Source organism: Ruegeria profundi (genome assembly GCF_049800715.1).
Taxonomy (GTDB): Bacteria; Pseudomonadota; Alphaproteobacteria; order Rhodobacterales; family Rhodobacteraceae; genus Ruegeria; species Ruegeria profundi_A.
In genome coordinates this window covers 12257-33274 of the sequence record NZ_JBNAFO010000015.1, presented here as the reverse complement: position 1 = coordinate 33274, position 21018 = coordinate 12257, and the positions used below count along the sequence as shown (strand labels likewise).

Here is a 21018-nt window from a genome sequence, read left to right as displayed (position 1 = left end):
TACCTATTGATTTTCGTCGGTTGTCCGGTCGCGCTCTTGCAACGCCCGAATACGCATCCGTTGTGCGGCCTGAATATGCGCACGCATTTCTGTTTCAGCCGCTGCGCCATCGCGGGCCTTTAAGGCAGCCATGACGCGCTTATGCTCTGTCACTGCTGTCTCGGCCCGATCACCGTCCAATAGTTGCGATGGCCCAAGGATCAACAGCGCTTTTTGCAAAGACCACATAGACTTGGCAAGAAACCGGTTCTTTGCTGCGTCCAAAAGTGTGGCGTGGAAAACCCGGTTGATCCGAGCCGCTTCCGAGCCGGTGCCAGCCTCAGCCAAGCGATCATTCAAAACGCCCAGCTCGTCCAATTCGACATCCGATGCAGCACGTGCTGCTAAACGGGCTGCAGTTCCCTCGAGCACCGCGCGCATTTCATAGAGCTCCATTACTTCGGCGTAATCGAGGCTGCGTACGGTTGCGCCCTGCCGTGGCACATGGGTGACTAGCCCGTCGGCCTCCAACTGCCGGATAGCCTCGCGTACAGGAGTACGGCTGACGCCTAATCGTTCCGACAACTCAATCTCGCGCAGGCGTTCGCCAGGCAAAAGTGTGCCATCCCGAATCTCGTCCAGCAGGCGTTGATACGCTGAATTGCCTTGTGGGCCAGGCTGTAAGGGGTCGTCTTGAATGGTCATCGAACGCTCACTTGTCTTCTTGCGTCCAGTTGTATACATTTGGATACATAGTGAGTCAATATTATCGGAAGCCGCGCTTTGCCCATCCAAAACAAAACACCTTCTCTCATGACAAAGCGGGCCGTAACACTGGTCCTTGCACTATTGGGAGCCGGAGTATTTTGGGCGCTGAACCTGCCGCTACCCTTTCTATTCGGCCCAATGAGCGCGTGTCTGATCGCTGCCCTGGCGCATGCCCCCATGGAAGGTTTTGGTCAGGTCTCGGTTGCGGCGCGCACCATACTCGGCGTTGCAGTTGGGGCTTCGATTACCCCTGCCCTATTTGCAGAGCTACCGAAGATGGCCGCGTCTATCGCACTGGTCCCCTTCTTCATCCTGCTGATCGCACTGGTCGGCGTGCCTTTCTTTCGCAAGATCTGGGGGTTTGACTCCACGACCGCGTTTTACGCCGCCATGCCGGGCGGATTGCAGGACATGATCATCTTTGGAACCGAAGCAGGCGCCAACCCGCGAACGCTATCCCTGATCCACGGTACGCGCGTGCTGATCATAGTGACACTAGCCCCGCTGTTTCTGACAGTGTTCTACGATGCCCAACTCACCAACCCAATCGGAGAGCCTGCGCGTGACCTCCCAATACATGAACTGGTGCTGATGGTCCTGGCCGCCCTTATAGGCTGGAAAGGCGGTGAGCGGATCGGCCTGTTCGGAGCATCCATCCTCGGCCCGATGATCCTGACAGCAGCCCTATCACTGGGGGATTTCATTCATACCCGACCACCGCGCGAGGCCATCCTTGCAGCGCAGTTCTTCATCGGTTGCGGGATAGGCGTGAAGTTCGTGGGCGTCACTTGGGTCGAACTCCGCCGGGTGGTTGCGGCAGGCTTCGCCTATGTCATCGTCCTTGCCATCCTTGCAGCCGCTTTCACTGCTGTTGTCACCACGTTGGGCTTCGGCCAACCGGTCGAGGCTTTCTTGGCATTTGCCCCCGGCGGGCAGGCTGAGATGACAGTGCTAGCTATCGTTTCGGGCGCGGATCTGGGCTTTGTAATCACCCACCATCTGACAAGGATCGTGCTGGTGATCATCGGCGCGCCTATAGCGGCCAATCTTATCCTGCGCTGGTCCAAACCTCGGGGTTGATCATGTGAATGGGAGCGCCTTCAGCATAGGCGTTCACCTGATCAAAAATATCTGCGAATTGCAGATCGAATTCGTCCTCGGTCACAAAGCCGATATGCGGTGTCGCGATCAGGTTTGGGTGCGATAGCAAAGGGTCATTCGGGTCCGTGAGGGGCTCGGCATCAAAGACATCGATTGCGGCCTTGCCCGGGCGACCCGCGTTCAGCGCATCCAACAAAGCACCCGGAGCGATCAGCCCGGCCCGGGATGTGTTCACAAACATTGCTCCCGGTTGCATCTGCGAGAAATCCGACGCTGCTATGATGCCGCGTGTATTTGGCTTTAGGCGAACATGGACCGAGACAACATCACTATTGGCAAAGAACGCTTCGCGGCTTGCTGCGACCTGCACGCCGTTTGCCTGCGCCCTTGCCCGGCCTTCGTCCGAAGACCACCAGACCACATTCATCCCGAATGCCTCGGCGTAACCAGCAACGGCGCGGGCGATGCGACCATATCCATAGAGCCCCAGTTGCCGCCCTCTCAGGGTCTTGCCAACCCCGGCCTGCCAACGCCCAGCTTTGACCGAGGCCATCTGCGCTGGCAAATCGCGCATCCCGGCCATGATCAGCGCCCATGTCAGTTCAGCTGCTGCATATGAGGGCGTTCCGCCATGCATGTTCGAACAAAGCAGCACACCGTTATCCGAGCATGCCTGCACATCAACATGCGGATACACGCTGCGCTGACTGATCAATTTCAGGTTTGGGAGTTTTTCAACCAAATCGCGGGTGATCTTGGTGCGCTCGCGAAACAACACCAGCGCCTCAGCCTCCTGCAAGCGTTCAGCCAATTCGCTGGTATCTTCGACATGGTCTGTCCAGACCTTCACGTCATGGAGAGATAGCTTCTCAAAACAGGACAAGCCCTGCAGAGTATCAAACCAATCATCCAGAATGTGAACTTTCATCGACTCTCTATACCCTACTCGGTGCTCAGTTTTCTTGGCGTCGGCACAAAATGACGTGTGTCGAGCGCTTCTAGCGCGTTGCGAACACGTTCGCGCTGATCCAGCAAATGGTTGAATTGCTCATCACACCCGGCAATCGGTGTCGGGTAGTCCGCAATATCCCTCCGCAGAGCCGACTGCGCCAGCCTGAGTTCCTGACGCGCGATACCAAGGCATTCAGAATAGTCATCCATCGGAACATCCTCTTTATGTATACCGTAGTATACCTTTTGAGATTCGCCTTTTCAACTGCTGCTCCACACAGATTCCGGTATATAAACATGCCCATCCGCCAATTTGCGCGCTGTTCTCACCAGACCGGCGGCATTCACGTTGAACTCCTCGTCGTTTGAGAAATCCACCAGAACGTCGATCTTGCCTGAGGCGTGCTCCAACACAACGTCAGCCGGGCTTGAATCCGGACGGTCAAGCAACCCGTCTGCGACGGTTCCGGGCGTCAAAGCGCAAGACGCCATGCATTGCGCACCCGTAACGGCCATTGTTGGGTGGGTTTTCCATGGCATGAAGTACCGAACCGCAAGGGTTCCACCCTCTCTGGCGGGGGCCATCAGGCCGAATTTGGGAGTCACCGATTTCGATACGTCCCCCATACCCATCCGTTCCCCGGCTTCGATCCGCACGGCCTCCATCCGATCAAAGAAAGCACGGTTGGCATCCAGCTCTTCGGCGCTTTCATATCCTGTCAGTCCGAAATCCTCTGCTCGGGCTATCGCCATCGGCATAGCGACATCCATGCAAGTCAGCTCGATCCCCTGCACTGTATCGCGCAAATTTCCCGTGGGCAGAAATGCACCTGTTGCCGAGCCCACAACGCCCATGAAACTCAGTTTCACCGGTGCAGAATGACCGGGAACTCCGGCGATTTCCGCGTCACCCTCGTAGGCCAACTCACCTCCTGGGGTCTGCACTTTGGCAGCGACGCGGGCGCCTGTATTGACGGCGCGAATGCGGATTTCGGTCTCATCGCCGTTGGGCTGAAACAATCCCATTTCGATCGCAGCGGGACCAACTCCTGAGAGGATGTTTCCGCAGGTGGGTTTGAAATCGACCAGTTTCTCATCAACAGAGACCTGCGCGAAGAAATAGTCGATATCGGCCCAGTCGTCCTCGCTGACTGACAGCATCGCCACCTTGGTCGTCACTGCGTTACCGCCACCGATCCCGTCGATATTGAGCGCTTGCCCAGCCCCGAGGGCAGCGACCAGAACATCAGCCAACTTATCCCTATCTTCAGGCAGATCAGAGCGTCGAAAATAAGGCCCTCGGGAAGTGCCGCCGCGCATGAACACATATGGGATTGCTGTCTGGGTCATTGCGAACCCTCCTTTACAAACCGTTGAAATTTTTGATTTCAGTGCTGCCCGGTTGCCAGATAGGCAGGCCGGGCGGACGTTGAGCGCCTACTTGAGCGGCCATGGCAGGTTCACCATGTCTTGCAGCAGACCCGGCGGGAAATCCCGGTTCAAAGCGCCAGCCATGAAGCACATGAAACCGATGCCGCATGCCGTCAGGAGCAGCGTCATCTGCCAGCTGGACCCTGCGCGAATGCGGAAGAATGCGATCAGGAACCCGATAAGGGCGAGGATGAACCCTACAACCCAAGTGGCCGCGATCAGACCTGCAAACCACGCGAGCGTTGACCAAAGCCCATGCGGCGCGCTTGCATCCTCGCCGGCGAGTTCCTTGTCAGCAAAGATCGCATCCCCCTCGGGTCGCCGCATCATTTGGATCAACAAGATGACGCAGCAAAATAGCGACACGCTGCCGATCACCAGCGGGATGATCTTGTCGGTCATGTTGTAGTCAGGGATCATGTTGGCATTGATCAACGCCACGATCAGGTAAGCCATGATCACCAGCAGGAAGATCAGCGGCGCGCGCTTACTACCGGATTTGACCTCACCTTCGGCCATGATCATCTTGGCTTGGCGAATGCCCAGAATGACCGAAACCACGGTGACCACGATCAGGACGATAACGATCGGACTGAAGACATACTCCATGCCTTCTCCAAAGCTTTTGCGGAAGCGGAAAGAGGCGATCTGGAACGCCTGGTTGGTGAACTTCTCAACCGGATTTGACAGCACGAACCCAATCAGAAAAGCCGGGCGTGACCAGTCGAAGCGGCGCAGGAAAATGCCAATCAGGCCGATAACAAACAGGGCCAGCAGGTCTTCGAAATTCTGACCGGACTGGAATGCCGCGAAGCTGATCAGCATGAACAGAAACGGCGCCAGATAGGTGAAGCGGATCGTCGTTAGTTTGGCGATGCCGCCCGAGGCAGCGATACACAGGATGGTGCCCACCACGTTGGCAAGAGCCAGCAACCAGACAATCGAATAGGTGATGTCGAGATTGTCCTTGAGCATGCTCGGACCAACTTCGATATCGCCAGACCCCAACAGTGCAACAGCGCCGATAAAGATCGCCATCGAACCCGAGCCAGGGATGCCGAATAGCAGCGTTGGGACCAGCCCCCCGCCCTCTTTGGCGTTGTTCGAGCTTTCCGGCCCGATGACGCCCCGCACTTCGCCCTTGCCAAAGTTGCTTTTGTCTTTGGTCGATTGAACCGAGTGGCCATAAGCGATCCAGTCAACAACCGAGCCACCAAGACCGGGAATGACACCGACAACCACGCCAATGATCGAACAGCGGACCGACAACCAGATATTCGCAGCCCAGTCTTTGACGCCATCAAACCAACCAGCTCCCAGCGAAGCGCCCTTGGCAATGGATCGGTCTTGACGCAGCAGCGAGACGATTTCCGGCACCGCAAAGATACCCAAACCAACGATGACCAATTTCAAACCGTCGGTCAGGTAGGGAATGTCATAGGTGGCCATACGCAGAGAGCCACCCGCGTCGGCCTCACCAATCGTGCCAACCATCAGGCCCAACCCGGCAGCGGCGACGCCTTTCAGCGGGATACGTCCGGCGAGAATGGCGACCATCGACAAGCCAAGAATGGTGATCATCAGCATCTCGGGCAGGCCGAATGCCAGAACGATTGGCCGCGCGATCAGGATGAACATGGTCAGAAAAGTCGCGCCGACCAAACCGCCAAACAGCGATGACGCAAAGGCCGCTGACAATGCCCGCGCGGCCTCGCCCTTCTTCGCCATCGGGAAGCCATCCAGCACCGTCGCCTGTGAGGCGGAGCTGCCGGGGATGCCCATAAGAACCGACGCAAAGGTGTCAGAGGTCGGAACAACAGCAACCATCCCGATCATCAGCGCCAAACCAAGAATAGGGTCCATGCCGAACATAAAAGGCAGTAACAAAGACAGACCAGCGATACCGCCAAGCCCAGGAAAGACACCTACGGCCAGTCCCATAACGACACCGAGAATAAGATATCCCAGAACAATAGGTTGCAGGATCAGACCCCACGCGTCATTGAGCGCAGGAAGAGCGGTGGCGAAAACCTCCATAGCGGCCGCCTTTCATAAATTGTCTTGTGTTTGGAAAAGCGCGCGCCCGACATTGGGGCACGCGCGGTGGTGTCTGGGCTTAGTTCAGCTCGACACCATAGGCTTCTTTGAGCCAGTTCAGAACGTAAGCTTTGGCGTTGTCGTCGACATTTGTTGCGGTTTGCAGCGCCGCCTTAGAGCCGTCACCTACAAACACGGGGTACTTGCCAACGCGCTTCGACGAAATTTCGGCAAAGTCGCCGCGCTCGGTTACAGCCTGGAATGCTGCGGTGTATGCATCGACCACTTCCTGAGGTGTATCGCCCGGCAGGAAGGCTAGCTTCTGCACCGGGAAACCGGCTACAAAGAACGCTTTCCACGCATCCCACGCCTCACCGCTGGTTTCACAGCCATCGGTGGCTTCGCATACTTCCTTGAATGTCGGGATGTCCGGGAAGGTCGGGTCACGGACGATATTGCCATCTGCATCCAGAGCACCCCAGGTCATCATCGGCACAGCCTGCCCGGATTCGACCAGCGGGGCCGAACCACCCAAGTAGCCGGACGAGGTCTGATAGTCGATGTTGGCTTCACCGCGTTCGAACATTAGACGACCATCGCCACGGCCTTTGATGCCAAAGACAGGCTCGACATTCATACCCAGCATTTGCCAGGCCAGCAGCGGCACGAGGTCAAGACGTGTCGCGCCCTGCGAACCATAGATGAAGTTGGTGTCTTTCAGCGCGTTTGCGGAGCCATCAAACTTAGCTCCATCCTCGGCGTTAAGATAGGCAACACCACCGGTGCCCGACGCCATAACCGGGATCCAATCGTTGTATTCATAGCGCACGCGCGGGTCGCTCAGCAGATAGGGGAATTGAGTTGAACCGGAGGTGCCAAACAGCAGCGTCCCATCATCATGGCTCTGCTCTTGAAACCAGTTTGCGCCTTTAGTCGATCCGGCGCCGGGCATGAATTTCACGACAACAGTCGGTTGACCCGGCAGTGCTTCGGACAGAAGCGGCGCAAAGAAATTGGCCCATTTGGCAGACCCGCCCGTTTCCGAGAACGGGATAACCCATTCAACGGTCTTGCCCGAAAAATCGACCTCGGCAGCGGCAGGTGCGGCGATACCGGCGGCGGCGATCAGCCCCACGACGGCGCGACGGGTGAAGTTGGAAATGGTCATTGGTTCCTCCCTGTTGACCAAACAACCACGCTAGCGCCCACTGCGCCACCGTGATCGCAAATAGAACTGTGGGGTTGATTCCCCCTCCCATCTGGCAATCATGGAGCGCCAACCTTGCGCGAAACTTGCAGGAGACTCGATGCGGATCGTCATCGTCGAAGACAATGAGACCCTAGCCAACGCCATTGCCTATCGTCTGCGTGACCGCGGTCATGCGGCAGAAGTACTTACGGATGGAGACGAGGCTGACTTATATCTTGCGCAAGAGGGTGCCGACTTGGTTGTTCTGGATATCAATTTGCCCGGACAGTCGGGATTGGAGATCCTGCAATCTCTTCGCAATCGTGGTGACGGCGTACCAGTGATCTTGCTGACGGCACGTGCCGAAACTAGCGACCGGGTTTCGGGGTTGGATATGGGCGCCGATGATTACCTGGTTAAGCCGTTCGACATGGACGAGTTAGAAGCACGCATCCGGGCGCTTTCTCGACGCAAAGATCTCGACTACGGCGCAAAAGAGAGCATTGGTGGCCTGGAATTCGACCGCGCTGCCCGTCAGGTGAGTGTGCAGGGCGAAGTTATGGATATTCCGCGGCGGGAAATCGCGGTTCTTGAATGCCTGTTAGAGCGCAGGGGCAGAATTGTTCCCAAAAGCCAACTTACTGATTATGTCTATGGCGTCGGTGCCGATGTCGAGGCCTCGGCCGTTGAGCCCCATGTATCTCGGCTGAGAAAACGCCTTCAAGATTTGGGCATTAGAATTAAGACAGCCCGTGGTCTGGGATATCTGCTTGAGGTGCAGAAGTGATCAATCACGGCTCGCTCAGGTTAAGACTTTTCATTCTTATCCTAACCCCCTTGGTGCTAATTGCCGCTCTGCTTGGTCTTTGGCGTTTTATGATTGCGCAGAAAACGGCTCAGGAATTGTTCGACGACAGCCTCTTGTCTGCTGGCCTCGCCATATCGCGAGATGTTGCGATTTCGGGGGGTGACGCGCTGTCACCAACGACACGCAGCATGATCCGTGACGCGTCGGGCGGAGAGATTTTTTACCACGTAACGGGGCCCGGTGGCATCTATGTGACAGGCTATGCATACCCTCCGGCAGCCACCAACCCGTCTGCTCAAGAGGTTTACAAGCCGCAGTTTTTCGAAGCGCTCTACCGCCAAGAACCAGTGCGCGTTCTCAAGATGACGGAAAGAGTAACCATAGAAAATCTCATCGGAGATGCGACAGTTACAGTCTGGCAACGTATGGCGGATCGCAACGCTTTCGCAAATGAACTGTCAATCCGCGCGGGAATCCTCATGGGAATTCTGCTGGCCACTCTCGCAATTGTGGTATGGTTCGGCGTCGCGCGTGGTCTGAGGCCCTTGTTGGATTTGCAGGACGCTATTGACTTGCGTTCACCAGATGACCTCAGTGAGATCAAGCGCCCCGTCCCGATCGAAGTTCAAGGAGTTGTCAGAACCCTGAACCGACTTTTTGGACAGGTGGAAAATAGTATCAACGCCCATCAAGTGTTTATATCCGAAGCTGCACATCAGCTGAGAAATCCGGCGGCGGCCGTGCAGTCAATGGCCGAAGCGTTGCAGGACGCGCAAACGGATGACGACCGAGAAAAACGCATCTCAGAACTTGTTGCGGCAGCAAAAAACTCAGCAACAGTGGCCGAACAGCTGTTGTCACTTGAGAGGCTTAGGCAACCGACGCACCAAGACCAAATGGATAAAATTGACTTCCGTTCGGTCGTGGAAGAGGCTTGCGCGGAGATGGGCGTTCACATCCTTGCCAAGGGTATCGAGTTCGATGTCACGATGCCTGAGGCAGCAGTCACGGTATTCGGCGACCGTATCTTTCTGATTGAGGCTCTAAAGAACCTGTTGGACAACGCAGTCAAACACGGTGGTTCAAAGTTGAGCCACATCTCAGTTGTGCTGCGGTGTGAAGGCAAACACGTTGAGCTAACGGTGGCCGATGACGGGGCTGGTCTTTCGCCAAACCAAAGCGAAGCAGCATTCAATCGATTTTCTCAGTTAGAACATTCCGAGGGTAGCGGTTTGGGGTTGTCAATCGTCTCTGCGGTGGCGCAGCGCCACGAAGGAATGGTCAAAATCAACCAAGTCGAAAGAGGTGCGAGCATTACGCTTAAGCTCCCCATAGCCTTGTAAGCTGTTTCTTATTCTGCTCAGACCCCGAAAACAGAAAAAATCAAAGCGCGTTTTTGCGATTACAGCGAAAGTCAGATTTTCACCCTCAGCGACGAATGCGGCGCTCAAATTCTGTGTCCACGTCGCCTTTAAGCCCAAACCAGTCATCTGATGAATTGAACCGGTCTATATATATCGAACAACTGTTTAGCGGGACAAAACGGCTAACTGTTCCAATACGAAAAGAGAAGTTTCCAGCTATTAGAGCTGGATAATCGCTGCTACGATTGAGCGAAGCCATGCTTCTTCGATTGGGTAATTTATGAAAGTCAATGCGCTTTTAATTTCGGCTCTCTTCGTCAGCAGCTCTATTGCTCTATGGGGTGTCGTCGACCCGCATGGCTTGGGTTCCGTCTCCTCAAGAATTGTCACCATCCAGTTCGAAAGCCGGGGCTGGTTCATTATGCTGGAAGCCAGCGCACTTTTGTTACTGGCAATTTATCTCGCAGTTTCCAAGTACGGCTCTATCCGAATTGGACCAGAAGGTTCAGAGCCCGAGTTTTCGACTACAGCTTGGATTGCAATGCTTTTCGCGGCTGGTATGGGAGTGGGCCTGCTGTTTTTTGGCGTATCAGAGCCACTCACCCACTTTTCGGTAATACGCGATTTTTCTTCCGATCCAGAAGCCGCAAGGCTCGCCATGTTCGTAACCTATTTGAACTGGGGGTTCCACGCCTGGGCCATATATGGAGTCGTTGCACTTATAGTTGCCTATTTTGCATTTCGACGTGAGCGCTCGTTGCTGCTCAGCGCTCCGTTACTGGACGTGTACGGCGAGAAAACATGGACCCGCGGATTGGCTTGGCTGTTCGATTTCTTATCCGTCGTCGCCATAGCCGTTGGCCTAGCGGGTTCGTTGGCCATGGGTGTGTTTCAAATTCAAACAGGACTGGCAGGAGTTCTTGGAATTCCAAATTCTCCTTATCTGACAGCAATTATTTTTGCCGCCATGTGCGTTGCTTTCCTTATTCCTCTGAGACGTGATCTAGGAGAAGGAATGTCGAAACTGTCCAATTTGGCCATGGGGATTGCGATCAGTCTTTTGGTTTTTCTACTTGTCGCCGGTCCCACGTCTTTTGTGATGAATTCGATCGTCTCGGGTTTTGGACGATATGTTTACAACGTCATACCTGCCGGTTTTTCGACAACAGAATTTTTTGATCAGAGCATTTCCACCTGGTTTCAGGACTGGACGCTTAATTACATGATCTGGTGGCTTGCGTGGTCTCCATTTGTAGGCATTTTCATTGCACGCATTTCGCGGGGGCGCACAATACGCGAGTTTCTGGCTGGGGTAATAATTGCGCCCACTCTTTTTTCGATTTTCTGGTTTGGAGTGCTCGGCGGTGTAGGTTTTTTTGATGTTTTGGATGGAAGTGGTCATCTTCTTGAGGTCAACGAAATGAGCCTTGATGCGACGACATTCGCGCTCCTGCAACAATTTCCATTGAAGTTTATCACGCAGATCGCAACGATCACTGCCGCTTTCCTCTTTGTTGTTACGAGCGTCGTGAGCGCAGGCTTCACACTTGCAATGATTGGAACAGGCGGAGACGAAAACCCCTCGCCGAGCGTTCGAACCATTTGGGGGATGGTGCTCGGCGCTCTAGGACTGGCCATGATCCTTGTAAACGATGTTTCACTAGTCAGATCTATTATCGCACTCTCGGCCATTGCGTTTGTGTTCATCGTACCAATTCTTGTGGTCTGTCTCCTCAAGTCGCTCTCAAAGGAGGCCACCAAATGACGGGTTCGATCGTCGATACAGTTTTGAACGTATCTGTTTTTTTGTACATTGGTTTTTTGATTTGGCTCGCGCTTCATCGCGTTTAACAATTTGTGCTTGAAGCGATTCTATTCTGGAGCCGATGCTCTAAAGAACTGAGTGTTTTGGCCTCTTAGCAGACATTTGGCGCACTGTGTCGATTGTTGAGACTTTCCTAGCTAGCGCAATGGCAGTAGTGCAGAAAAAGCTAATTTTCTCTAGGGTACGACCTTTTGGAACAGAGTTGCCTCAGTCAGCGGCGTGCCGTCCTCAAAAGCACCAAGTTGGTCTAGAGCCAACTCAATAACATCCTGAAGAACCGTTAGATCAATTTCGTTCCCGTAAGTATTTATTTTCAGGTGATTTGTATCGTCGTCTCTTATCACATCTGCGATGTGCTTTTGCTTTTCGTGCCACAACTCAAGTGACTTTGTGTTTCTAGTAACGTCTCCGGCAGTTTGCCAATCAAGTTTCATCATTTTTCCAGACTATCTAACTCGTAAGGCGTTATAAGGGCTCTCTCACGTCATTTGGTCATCCGCAGCATCGATCCACCGTGGCGCTAGCGGTCCCTGCGAGGACGACCAAAACCGGACATTGAGCAAATGTCATGAATTCTGCCACGCAGCTGATTGATGCAGGTCTTAACCGCACTGGCAAACCGCGCTCCAAAATCATCCCATGTGGTTCAAACCTGTCCTGGAAGCCATAGAACGATAGCAGGGAAAGCAACGAGCATCGCTATGGTCGCAGCATCCGCCAGAAAGAAAGGCGTTACACCTTTGAAGACGTCTTGAACGCTTAGGTCATCACGCACGCCAGCCACTACAAAGCAATTCAACCCGATTGGTGGGGTGATCAGGCAAAACTCGGCCATTTTGACAACCAGAATTCCAAACCAGATGGCACACATGGGCCCGGACATACCGAAGGTGCTCTCGGCTGCGCTAACGGCCTCACCACCATTCAACGCCATGACAGCAGGGTAAACGACCGGCAACGTCAACAGCAGCATCCCAATCGCATCCATGAACATACCCAGCACTGCGTAAGCCAGAAGAATACAGATCAGGATCAGCATCGGAGACATTTCTAGCGAGGTGATCCAGTCGGAGAATGCACTTGGCAACTCGGCAAAACCAAGAAACCGAACGTAAACCAAAACGCCCCAGATGATCGTGAAAATCATGACGCTCAGCTTGGCGGTTTCCAAAAGCGCGTCCTTGAGTTCGGACCAGCGCATGCCCCGATACAGCGCCATCAGGAACACCACAAATGCTCCAATTGCGCCGCCTTCGGTTGGCGTACCCCAGGCATCGCCGCCGAACGGGTTGTAGACAAAGAAAATGATCGTGACGACGACAATTACGATGGGCAATGCGGGCGGCAACGAGAGGAAACGTTCTTTCCATGTAAATCCGGTGACCGCGGGACCAAACCCTTTGATTACGACGGCCATGCCAATGATAAGCAGGCCATAAATCACAGCCGAGAACATGCCCGGGATGAATCCCGCCAACAGCAGTTTGCCCACATCCTGTTCAACGATAATCGCGTAGATGACCAGAATGGCCGAAGGCGGAATGAGCGAGGCTAGCGTACCGCCTGCGGCGACCACACCTGCAGCAAAACGCTTATCATAGCCGATCTTCAGCATCTCGGGGATGGCAATACGGGCGAACACAGCGGAAGTGGCGACCGAGGCCCCGGATACCGCCGCAAACCCGGCGGTTGCGAAAACGGTCGAAACCGCCAGACCACCGGGGACCCATGCAAGCCAACGCTTCGCGGCTTCGAACAAGGCTTTGGTTAGACCCGCGTAGTAGGCGAGGTAACCAATCAGGATGAAGGTTGGGATAAGGCTCAACGCTTGGCTTGAAATCTTGGAGTGCGGCACCTGCCCCGCTGTTTTAACGGCCACGGTCACAGCCTTACCGAACCGCGCCGGGTCGTACCCAAACTTGGCCCAGAAGATCCAGATCAGACCGACCATGCCAGCTGTCGCGGCGGCGAAGGCCACGCGCATCCCCAGCACCACAAGAACAAGCATACCGCCCGAGACGATCAGACCAATATCAATGGGTTCCATCAGATTTAACCTCAGTTGTCGTGGCCCGAGACGTGCTCGGCTTCCATTGCAGCTTGGGTCGCTGCATCGGCAATTAGCGGGACGGCAATCGGTGCCTGATCGGGGTGACGGATTGCACGACCGTAGGCCCAAAGCTGTAGAGCAAGCCTTAGGCAAAGCACGCTAAAGGCGACGGGTGCCAACAGCTTGGCCGGCCATAGCGGGATACCGATGTCGATGGAGCTATCGCGGCTCCAGAGTGGAGCACTAAAGTCAAAGCTGCGTGCGAAATGCGCCCAGCTCCCCCAGATCAGCAAGACGATCAGCGCCAGAATGACAGCGGTCGTGATGAATTCAACGATATAGAGCGTCCGGCCTTTGAGCGCTCCAACCACCATGTCCATTCGGATATGACCGCCATCACGCTGCGCATAAGAAATCCCCATGAAGGCGATTAGCGGCATGGCCTGCTCGATCCAGTCCACGTAGCCAGGTAGCGGCGCATTGGCAAAATTCCGGCCACCAACAGAGACCACCGCCATAACCATCAGCGAGAACACTGCAAGACCGCTAATCAGAGCCAGATAGCTTTCCAGTTTGTAGAGACCTTGATCGAGAATGCTGAGACGGCTGTCGTCAGACAGCACCTGGGATGACCCGGCCATCGTTGTACTCCGCTGTCAGGGAAAAAGGCACCCGACGCCGGCTTGGTCGACGCCGGGCTGTGAGTGGATTAGCTACCGTTTGCGATCTTGCCAGTCACAAGGTCATAAAGCTCTTGTGCTGGCAGGCCACGCTCGGTGTTTTCTGCAATCCAGGCCTCGGCCGCGGGGGCGGCAGCGGCTTCTTTGAACGCTGCGATTTCTTCATCGCTGAAAGTGACCCGTTCAATGCCGCGTTGATCCAACTCTGGGCCCCACGCTTCCATCGTTTTGGACTGGTAGTGGCTCACGTAATGATCCAGTGCCTCTTCCACCGATCCCAACAGCGCTTTGCGGTGTTCGTCAGATAAATCTTCCAGCGCCAGCGTGTTCACCACGACAGGGCAGTTGACGGTTCCGGGGTTGAGGTTCGTCGTCCACCACGTGCCATTTTCAATGGTGCCGAAGGACATATGCGCATGTGGCGCAAAGCTGACAGCCTTAACGATGCCGCTGTCCATTGCCTGGCGCACTTCGGATGCAGACATTGATGTCGGAACCGCCCCAACCGTCTCCATCGCTTTGCCGATGCCACCTGTCGCCCTTACGCTCAGACCTTCAAAATCGGTTAGAGATTTCGGCGCCTCACCGACACCAATAAGGTTGTACTGCGGCAGCGGCGACGGCATTAGCAGAGTCGCGTCCCAGCGGGCCAGATCCTCAACAACGGCCGGATGTTGATAAACGGCCATCGACAGATCAACTTCTTGTTCAAGGGATGTCACGCCCAGAAACGGCAGTTCCAAGACAGTGATCGAGGGGTTCTTGTCGCGGTGATAACCTGCGCAGAATTGGGCCATTTCAAACGCACCGATCGAAATCCCATCGAGGTTTTCTTTGTTCTTCGACAAACCGCCATAGCTGATGTTGAGTGTGAAATCACCGTCCGTCTTTTCGCTCACCAATTCAGCAAGTTTCTCGACGTGTTCGGTAAAGGCACGACGCTTGCCCCACAGGGAAACGTTCCATTCGACAGCCAGCGCTTCGGATGCAACGGTCAGTGACAGGGCGGCAATGGCCGCCCGGTTAAGATGTTTGCGCATAGTGGCTCCTCCCAGATCACGCAATTCGCTTGGGTGGAGTATTCAGGATGCGCAGCAGCCTGCCTATGAAGGAAAACGCGCGGGAAATTTCTGTTTCCCTGCGGATATCCGCAGAGTGGTTTCGCTTACAACAGCGCCTCTTTATCGAGACCGAGTTTGACGATCTTTTCATTAAGCGTCCGGCGGCCAATCCCTAGCGCTTCGGCGGCGGCATCCATGCGGCCTTTATGTGCCTTGATGGCTTTGCCAATGAGCTCGCGCTCAAAAGCAGCAACCGCTTCGCGCAGCGTATCCGGTACTTCGTCAAAGTGTTGATCGCTGTGTATAGCCTGCGCCATCGACCCGCCTCCACGTCGCGCCGCTAAAATGCGCCGTTCGCAGACATGGCGCAACTCACGCACATTGCCGGGCCAGTCATGGGCAAGCAGAGCGGCCAAATCGTCCTGATCAAGCTCTGGCGCGTCAATCTCATAAACCTGCGCGTATTCGCTCAAGAAATGCGTCGCCAGCAGAACCAGATCATCCCGTCTTTGCCGTAGCGGAGGTAAAGTCAGGACGACAGTATTTAGTCGAAACAATAGGTCCTGACGCAGGCGGCCTTCCTCGGCGGCCAGTACAACGTCTTCGTTGGTTGCTGACACGACCCTGAAACTTAGCGGCGCCGGCGACACAGCACCCACCTGCAGCACCTGTTGATCTTCTATGACCCTTAGTAGCTTGGCTTGCACCGCTGGTGGGCACGAGCAGATTTCATCCAGAAACAAGGTCCCACCCGATGCCGCCACCAGCCTGCCATCGGATTCACCCGCAACGCCGAACATTTCCGCTTCAAATGTTTCGGAGGACAATGCGGCGCAATTCAGCGCCAGAAACGGTGCCTCCGGCGAGCGGCCCAAATCATGTAAAGCATGGGCAACCAGCTCTTTTCCGGTGCCGGTATCCCCCTGCAACAAAACCGCAACCGACGTATCGGCAAGATCAAGTACCTCTTGTCGCAAGTCTACAATGGCGTCTGTTTGGCCCAGCAGGATACGGTCAAGGCCTGACAATTTGAAAAGTCTGTCTTTGAGGCGGGCATTGCTTTTCCGCATGCGGTTTTGCTCAGCCGCATGCCTCAGCACAGTCAACAATCGCCTAGGTTCATATGGCTTTTCGATAAACCCATACGCCCCTTCCTGTATGGCCTGAACCGCCATCGGGATGTCACCGTGCGCCGAAATCAAGACCACCGGAGGCGCCACATGCCTGTCCAGACTGGCCAGTAATTCAAGCCCCGTCATACCGGGCATACGCACATCGGACAGAATGACATCAGGCGAGGTGCCAGCCAGATGTTCTGTCACCTGGGTCGCGCGCGACAGGGCACTAACAATCCAGCCTGCGGCTTCGAGCAACTCGACCAGGGATTGTCGCATCGATTTGTCATCATCAACGACCAGTACTTTGAAGGGTTGCTGCTGGGTCATTCGTCCGTTTCTTCAGTAGCTGAGGCAATCGGGAAGGTGACGCGGAAAATTGTTCCTCCGCCATCGCGGTTTCGGGCCGTCATTGTGCCATCGTGATCTTTGACAATGCTGGTGGAAATCGCCAGTCCTAAGCCCATGCCTCGCCCGCTCTCTTTTGTGGTTACAAATGGCTCTTGCAACTCAGCCAGCGTTGCCTCGCCCAACCCGTGACCGTTGTCCTGAATTTCCAACACTGCCACACCACCAGAAGTCGTGATAGAGATTTGGATTTCAGACGCATCCGCTTCATCTGTTGCATCTATGGCATTGCGCAAAAGATTGGTGATGACCTGTTCGATCCGCAGGGCACTGCCCCGGATAAAGACCGGAACGATCGGCGCATCAACTGTGATTTTCACCCCACCCTGCTCTACGTTTAGCGCAACCAGAGCCAAAGCGGCATTGACCGAAGTGCATAAGTCTACGTCATCGAACGCTTCACTCTCCGACCGTGAAAAAAACCGCAATTGGCGCGTGATCCCTTCCATCCTGTCGACAAGGCTTCCGATTTTTTGCGGCAGCTTGGTCTCACCGGTAGATGAGATCTCTGCGGCCACCAGATGATTGCGCATCGCAGCGATGGGCTGGCCCAGTTCATGCGTGACCGACGCGGAGAGTTGCCCCAGAGCCGCCAGTCGGCTTGCGCGCTCCAACTCGCTCTGGGTGCGTTTAAGGCTCCGCTCGGCTTTCTTGCGGTCGTCGATTTCGATGGCAAGCCTTTCATTTGCATCGCGCAACTTTGCTTCTTCCTCTTCAGATCGCGCCAAGGCCGCGCTTACGCGTCTCGCGCGTTGTATCTGGAAGAAGATAAAAGTGAGCCCCGCAAAAAGGACAAAAACTGCAGTTACAAGCCAACTGCGCGCTACGGCCTGATCGTCACTTGCAAAATAGTGAAGCGACCAACTATGAGGCAAATCCGTAGCTGCAAGATGCAAGCGCTTTGTCCCCGCAATTCTGGCCTGATCTCCCGGCAACTCAACCCAATCCAACGCATTCAAGTCTTGCCCAGGAAACTGCCTGGCATTTCGAATTCGCTCTCGCTGTGGTTCGGACAATGGCGTCAACGCGCGATATTGCCACTCCGAGTTCGAAGAAAGCAGAACGACGCCGTCTTCATTTGCCAAAAGAACCTGTTCGCCCGAGTTTTTCCAACTGTCCTGAAGATCAGAGAAATCGATCTTAATCGCTATGACACCAGTTGAAGCTCCCTTGTCGTTAAACACTGTGTTGGCGATGAAGTATCCTGGCAGACCAGTCGTTGCCCCGATGGCGTAAAAACGGCCTTGTTCCCCGGAAATGGCGCTTTGGAAATACGGGCGGAAAGCGTAGTTCTGGCCAACAAAGCTCCCTTTGTCGCGGTAGTTCGATGCGGAAATCGTTATCCCGTCTTCGTCCATCAGGTAGATCGCGTCCAGACCGGCCTGCTCTGCAAAATCCTCGAGGCGTCGGTTTAAGGTTCCGGTACCATCGCCTTCGGCTGTTCCAATTACAAAGGAGTCTTGTGAGAGCACATATGTGAGGTGGGAAAATCGTTCGAGTTCGCTGTTCACCGAGCTTTGGTAGAGAGAGAGCCGACCCTGAGCTTTCGAAAGCTCCTCAGAAACGAAGTACTGGTAAGAAACCAAATAGAGGCCAATGCTGGCGGCAATGGCTACTAAAATACCTACAATATAAGAAGCTGATCGCATTGACTGCCCATGAACTGCGACAGCATAGGATCACAGTAGGTTTTAGCCGTCCATCCCAAGAGTTCTAATCGGACATTGGGATGCTCAGTCCTAGCAAGAATGACCGAATGGTTTGAGAACGCAAAGCAATGGGCAAACCTGCCGAAACAAATATTTGCACTCCGCAAGCAGATTTAGGCCCAAAGCTGACGCTTGAGGTGTTCGAACTATGATAAACCATATCCGTTGAATACGGGCATTCATTGCGCTTGGAGAATAGGCCAACGATACTTGCGGCTGCTATTTTTCCTCAATCAGAAAAATGGCAGGTCCAGGGTCAGAGCCAATTTGAAACCAATACTCAGAGGCCGGTAGACGGAACAAAGCTGTGCAGCTCGAAAGTTCTCTTTCCATCGGCGTTGAACTTCTGGATTGAGTCCCCGACACGTAGCACTGTCATACAGCGATAGCGCCCATTGTCAGCGGTCATGGAAACACAAACCTTATCTGTATCGGTGATGGCAAATGCGCCAGCGCCGCTCCAACCACCGTTCGTAAGCTCTCCGCTCACGACATTATTCGGGTCATAAAAAAAGCGAAATCTCTTCTCTCCGGACGTGGCTGTGACAGTATTTCCGATCAATAGGTCTGCGATCTGGTCGGCGTTGAGGCGTTCGGCGCCGCTATTCAATGCCGCCTCAAGATCCGTTTCAGCGAATGCCGTGCCTCCCGCCAGCGCGAACGCAGTCGCCATGCAAAGTGTTTTTAGTTGTGCCATATCGTATCTCCTTGTCGCTTTAGGTAGTGCTGCGAGGCGCGAACCCCCGAAAACGCTACGCCCGGCGAACACGCCGTGCTTGATCGGAAGCTGATTTTTTCTGACATTCATCTGACAATCTGCAAACTTCGTTGAGCCAAGGACATGGCGGAATGTAGGTTTCAGTATGTACCGTTTCTTAGAGTTCCAACTTGATCCGACACAGGGATTGAACCGCAGTGGCGAACCGGTTGCTTTGGAACCTCAGGCCCTGCAATTGCTGGAATTTCTCGTCAGGAACCGAGACAGGATTGTTAGCAAGCAAGAGATCATTGACGAGATTTGGGGCGGCGCAGCGATCACGGATGCCGCGCTGAACACGCGCATTCGGTCCGTGCGCAAGGCCTTGGGCGACACTGCGGCAAGCTCAGACTACATCAAGACCTTTCCAAAGCGCGGGTTCCAATTTGTGGCCCCGGTTACATCGGATGAGCCGCCTGAGCGCATTACTCAAGCTCCCAAACGCGGCGTTCTTGTTGCGGGCGTTCTGTTGGCTTTGGCAATTGCTTTGCTGTCGCTCTCCATATTTGCCGACCGGCAGCGATTGCCGGACACCGGGAAACCCTCTTTGGCCGTTGTGCAGTTTGACAATATCGGGGACGAAAGGACGGGACAGTATTTCGTCGATGGTCTCACCGACGACCTGATCGGGCATCTGTCGCGCAACCGGGAACTCTTCGTTGTGTCCAGCGCGACGATGTTCTCGTACGCGAAGGATCAGGCAACCCCGATCGAAATCGCACGCGACCTTGGGGTTGGCTATGTGGTTCGCGGCAGCGTCCGCCGGGCCGATGGTCAGATGCGCGTCAGCGGAGAACTTATTGATGTCGACAGCGCCGAAACCATCTGGGCCGAGGTTTTTGATCGTCAGGTAACGGATGTCTTTGACGTCCAGGATGAGATCAGCCGGGCTATCGCGGGCCAGTTATTGCCTGAGATATATCAGTCCGGCGAAGAACGATCGCAGGAAAAACCGACCGAGGACATGGGTGCATGGGATCTGTATTTACGCGGTCGGGCGCGGCAGGCCGTGTTTTCGCAAGGGGCACAACAGGACGCGGTGACATTTGCACAGTCCGCCATCGCAGCTGATCCGGAATTCGCGGCAGCGCACAGCCTTTTAGCCCGCGCGCTGGGAACGATATTCTTCTTTCAGTGGTCAGATACGCCTCAAGACACGTTGATTGCCGCGACTGAGGCGGCCAAACGGGCAATTGAACTGGACGATCAGGACGCGCAGGCGCATGCGGCCCTTGGCTATATCTACCGCTTTACAGGAGAGGCCGATCCAGCCATTGCAAATCTCGAACGCGCTGTCGCGCTCAATCCCAATGACGCGCGTATCCGGCTGGAATTGGCGCATACTTATGACTGGTTTCGTATGCAGGACCTCGCCCTGCCCGAGATAGAGATGGCAATTCGGTTGAGCCCGCGCGATCCGATGCTGCAAAACATGTACTTTTACCAGGGTCACATCCTGTTTCATCTGGAACGCTACGAGGAAGCGCTGGACGCAGCCCGGCAGTTGGGCGCGGTTGCAACAAGCAATACTTGGCGGCTGTTTTATCACCTGTTGAGCGCGGCCACTCTTGCCGAGATGGGCAGGCAAGACGATGCCCAAGAGGCTGTTAACGATGCGCTTGAGATTAACCCCAAACTGTCAATCTCAGCGATGCGCAGGCAATTCGCAGGATCGAAGAACCATCCAGAAAACCGGCGGATCTGGTTGGCAAGTTTGCAAAAGGCGGGCGTGCCCGAATAAAAATCGGTGCCAGACTTGGCACTATTCTGTGCCGCACCGCGCCC

At 54.9% G+C, this 21018-nt stretch carries 18 protein-coding genes; 5 read left to right on the top strand and 13 right to left on the bottom strand.

Features of this window, described 5'->3' with window-relative positions:
• Positions 1-3: 3 nt before the first annotated feature.
• Complete coding sequence (locus ACP15L_RS19765) at positions 4-684, bottom strand: GntR family transcriptional regulator (RefSeq protein ID WP_425085496.1); 681 nt, start codon at positions 682-684, stop codon at positions 4-6.
• Between the two features lie 108 nt (positions 685-792).
• Here ACP15L_RS19765 and ACP15L_RS19760 point away from each other — a divergent pair, with 108 nt between their 5' ends.
• A complete protein-coding gene (locus ACP15L_RS19760; RefSeq protein WP_425085495.1) occupies positions 793-1827 on the top strand; it encodes an AbrB family transcriptional regulator in 1035 nt (344 codons plus the stop codon).
• Here ACP15L_RS19760 and ACP15L_RS19755 read toward each other — a convergent pair.
• From ACP15L_RS19755 to ACP15L_RS19735, 5 genes are all read right to left on the bottom strand, one after another.
• The gene (locus ACP15L_RS19755; protein WP_425085494.1) at positions 1796-2776 is read right to left on the bottom strand and encodes a D-2-hydroxyacid dehydrogenase family protein; all 981 of its coding nucleotides are present in this window, start codon (positions 2774-2776) and stop codon (positions 1796-1798) included. The genes ACP15L_RS19760 and ACP15L_RS19755 overlap by 32 nt on opposite strands.
• A gap of 14 nt (positions 2777-2790) precedes the next feature.
• On the bottom strand, positions 2791-3009 hold the full coding sequence (locus ACP15L_RS19750) for a hypothetical protein (protein WP_170659842.1): 219 nt from the start codon (positions 3007-3009) through the stop codon (positions 2791-2793).
• A gap of 51 nt (positions 3010-3060) precedes the next feature.
• The gene (locus ACP15L_RS19745; protein ID WP_425085493.1) at positions 3061-4149 is read right to left on the bottom strand and encodes a 4-oxalomesaconate tautomerase; all 1089 of its coding nucleotides are present in this window, start codon (positions 4147-4149) and stop codon (positions 3061-3063) included.
• An 87-nt stretch (positions 4150-4236) separates the two neighbouring features.
• Positions 4237-6267 carry a tripartite tricarboxylate transporter permease gene (locus ACP15L_RS19740; RefSeq protein ID WP_170472167.1) on the bottom strand — a complete coding sequence of 677 codons (2031 nt, stop codon included), beginning with the start codon at positions 6265-6267 and terminating at the stop codon, positions 4237-4239.
• 79 nt (positions 6268-6346) lie between these two features.
• A complete protein-coding gene (locus tag ACP15L_RS19735; RefSeq protein WP_170377047.1) occupies positions 6347-7435 on the bottom strand; it encodes a tricarboxylate transporter in 1089 nt (362 codons plus the stop codon).
• Positions 7436-7574: 139 nt separating this feature from the next.
• Here ACP15L_RS19735 and ACP15L_RS19730 point away from each other — a divergent pair, with 139 nt between their 5' ends.
• The 3 genes from ACP15L_RS19730 to ACP15L_RS19720 all read left to right on the top strand — a co-directional run bounded on the left by ACP15L_RS19730 (position 7575) and on the right by ACP15L_RS19720 (position 11393).
• The gene (locus ACP15L_RS19730) at positions 7575-8243 is read left to right on the top strand and encodes a response regulator transcription factor (RefSeq protein WP_425085492.1); all 669 of its coding nucleotides are present in this window, start codon (positions 7575-7577) and stop codon (positions 8241-8243) included.
• Positions 8240-9607 (top strand): sensor histidine kinase, encoded by a 1368-nt coding sequence (locus ACP15L_RS19725; RefSeq protein WP_425085491.1) that lies wholly within the window; start codon positions 8240-8242, stop codon positions 9605-9607. The genes ACP15L_RS19730 and ACP15L_RS19725 overlap by 4 nt, the downstream gene beginning before the upstream one ends.
• A gap of 301 nt (positions 9608-9908) precedes the next feature.
• A complete protein-coding gene (locus ACP15L_RS19720; RefSeq protein WP_425085490.1) occupies positions 9909-11393 on the top strand; it encodes a BCCT family transporter in 1485 nt (494 codons plus the stop codon).
• Positions 11394-11629: 236 nt separating this feature from the next.
• Here ACP15L_RS19720 and ACP15L_RS19715 read toward each other — a convergent pair whose 3' ends face one another.
• From ACP15L_RS19715 to ACP15L_RS19685, 7 genes are all read right to left on the bottom strand, one after another.
• Positions 11630-11887, bottom strand: coding sequence for a hypothetical protein (locus tag ACP15L_RS19715; RefSeq protein WP_425085489.1), 258 nt, complete (start codon positions 11885-11887; stop codon positions 11630-11632).
• 212 nt (positions 11888-12099) lie between these two features.
• Positions 12100-13500 (bottom strand): TRAP transporter large permease, encoded by a 1401-nt coding sequence (locus ACP15L_RS19710; RefSeq protein WP_425085488.1) that lies wholly within the window; start codon positions 13498-13500, stop codon positions 12100-12102.
• Positions 13501-13511: 11 nt separating this feature from the next.
• Positions 13512-14144 (bottom strand): TRAP transporter small permease subunit, encoded by a 633-nt coding sequence (locus tag ACP15L_RS19705; RefSeq protein WP_425085487.1) that lies wholly within the window; start codon positions 14142-14144, stop codon positions 13512-13514.
• A gap of 68 nt (positions 14145-14212) precedes the next feature.
• The gene (gene dctP, locus ACP15L_RS19700) at positions 14213-15223 is read right to left on the bottom strand and encodes a TRAP transporter substrate-binding protein DctP (protein WP_425085486.1); all 1011 of its coding nucleotides are present in this window, start codon (positions 15221-15223) and stop codon (positions 14213-14215) included.
• 125 nt (positions 15224-15348) lie between these two features.
• The gene (locus tag ACP15L_RS19695) at positions 15349-16689 is read right to left on the bottom strand and encodes a sigma-54-dependent transcriptional regulator (RefSeq protein WP_425085485.1); all 1341 of its coding nucleotides are present in this window, start codon (positions 16687-16689) and stop codon (positions 15349-15351) included.
• On the bottom strand, positions 16686-18416 hold the full coding sequence (locus tag ACP15L_RS19690; protein WP_425085484.1) for a sensor histidine kinase: 1731 nt from the start codon (positions 18414-18416) through the stop codon (positions 16686-16688). Before ACP15L_RS19690 ends, ACP15L_RS19695 begins: the two co-directional genes overlap by 4 nt.
• Positions 18417-18756: 340 nt before the next feature.
• A complete protein-coding gene (locus ACP15L_RS19685; protein ID WP_425085483.1) occupies positions 18757-19173 on the bottom strand; it encodes a hypothetical protein in 417 nt (138 codons plus the stop codon).
• A gap of 166 nt (positions 19174-19339) precedes the next feature.
• Here ACP15L_RS19685 and ACP15L_RS19680 point away from each other — a divergent pair, with 166 nt between their 5' ends.
• On the top strand, positions 19340-20974 hold the full coding sequence (locus tag ACP15L_RS19680; protein WP_425085482.1) for a winged helix-turn-helix domain-containing tetratricopeptide repeat protein: 1635 nt from the start codon (positions 19340-19342) through the stop codon (positions 20972-20974).
• Positions 20975-21018: the final 44 nt, after the last annotated feature.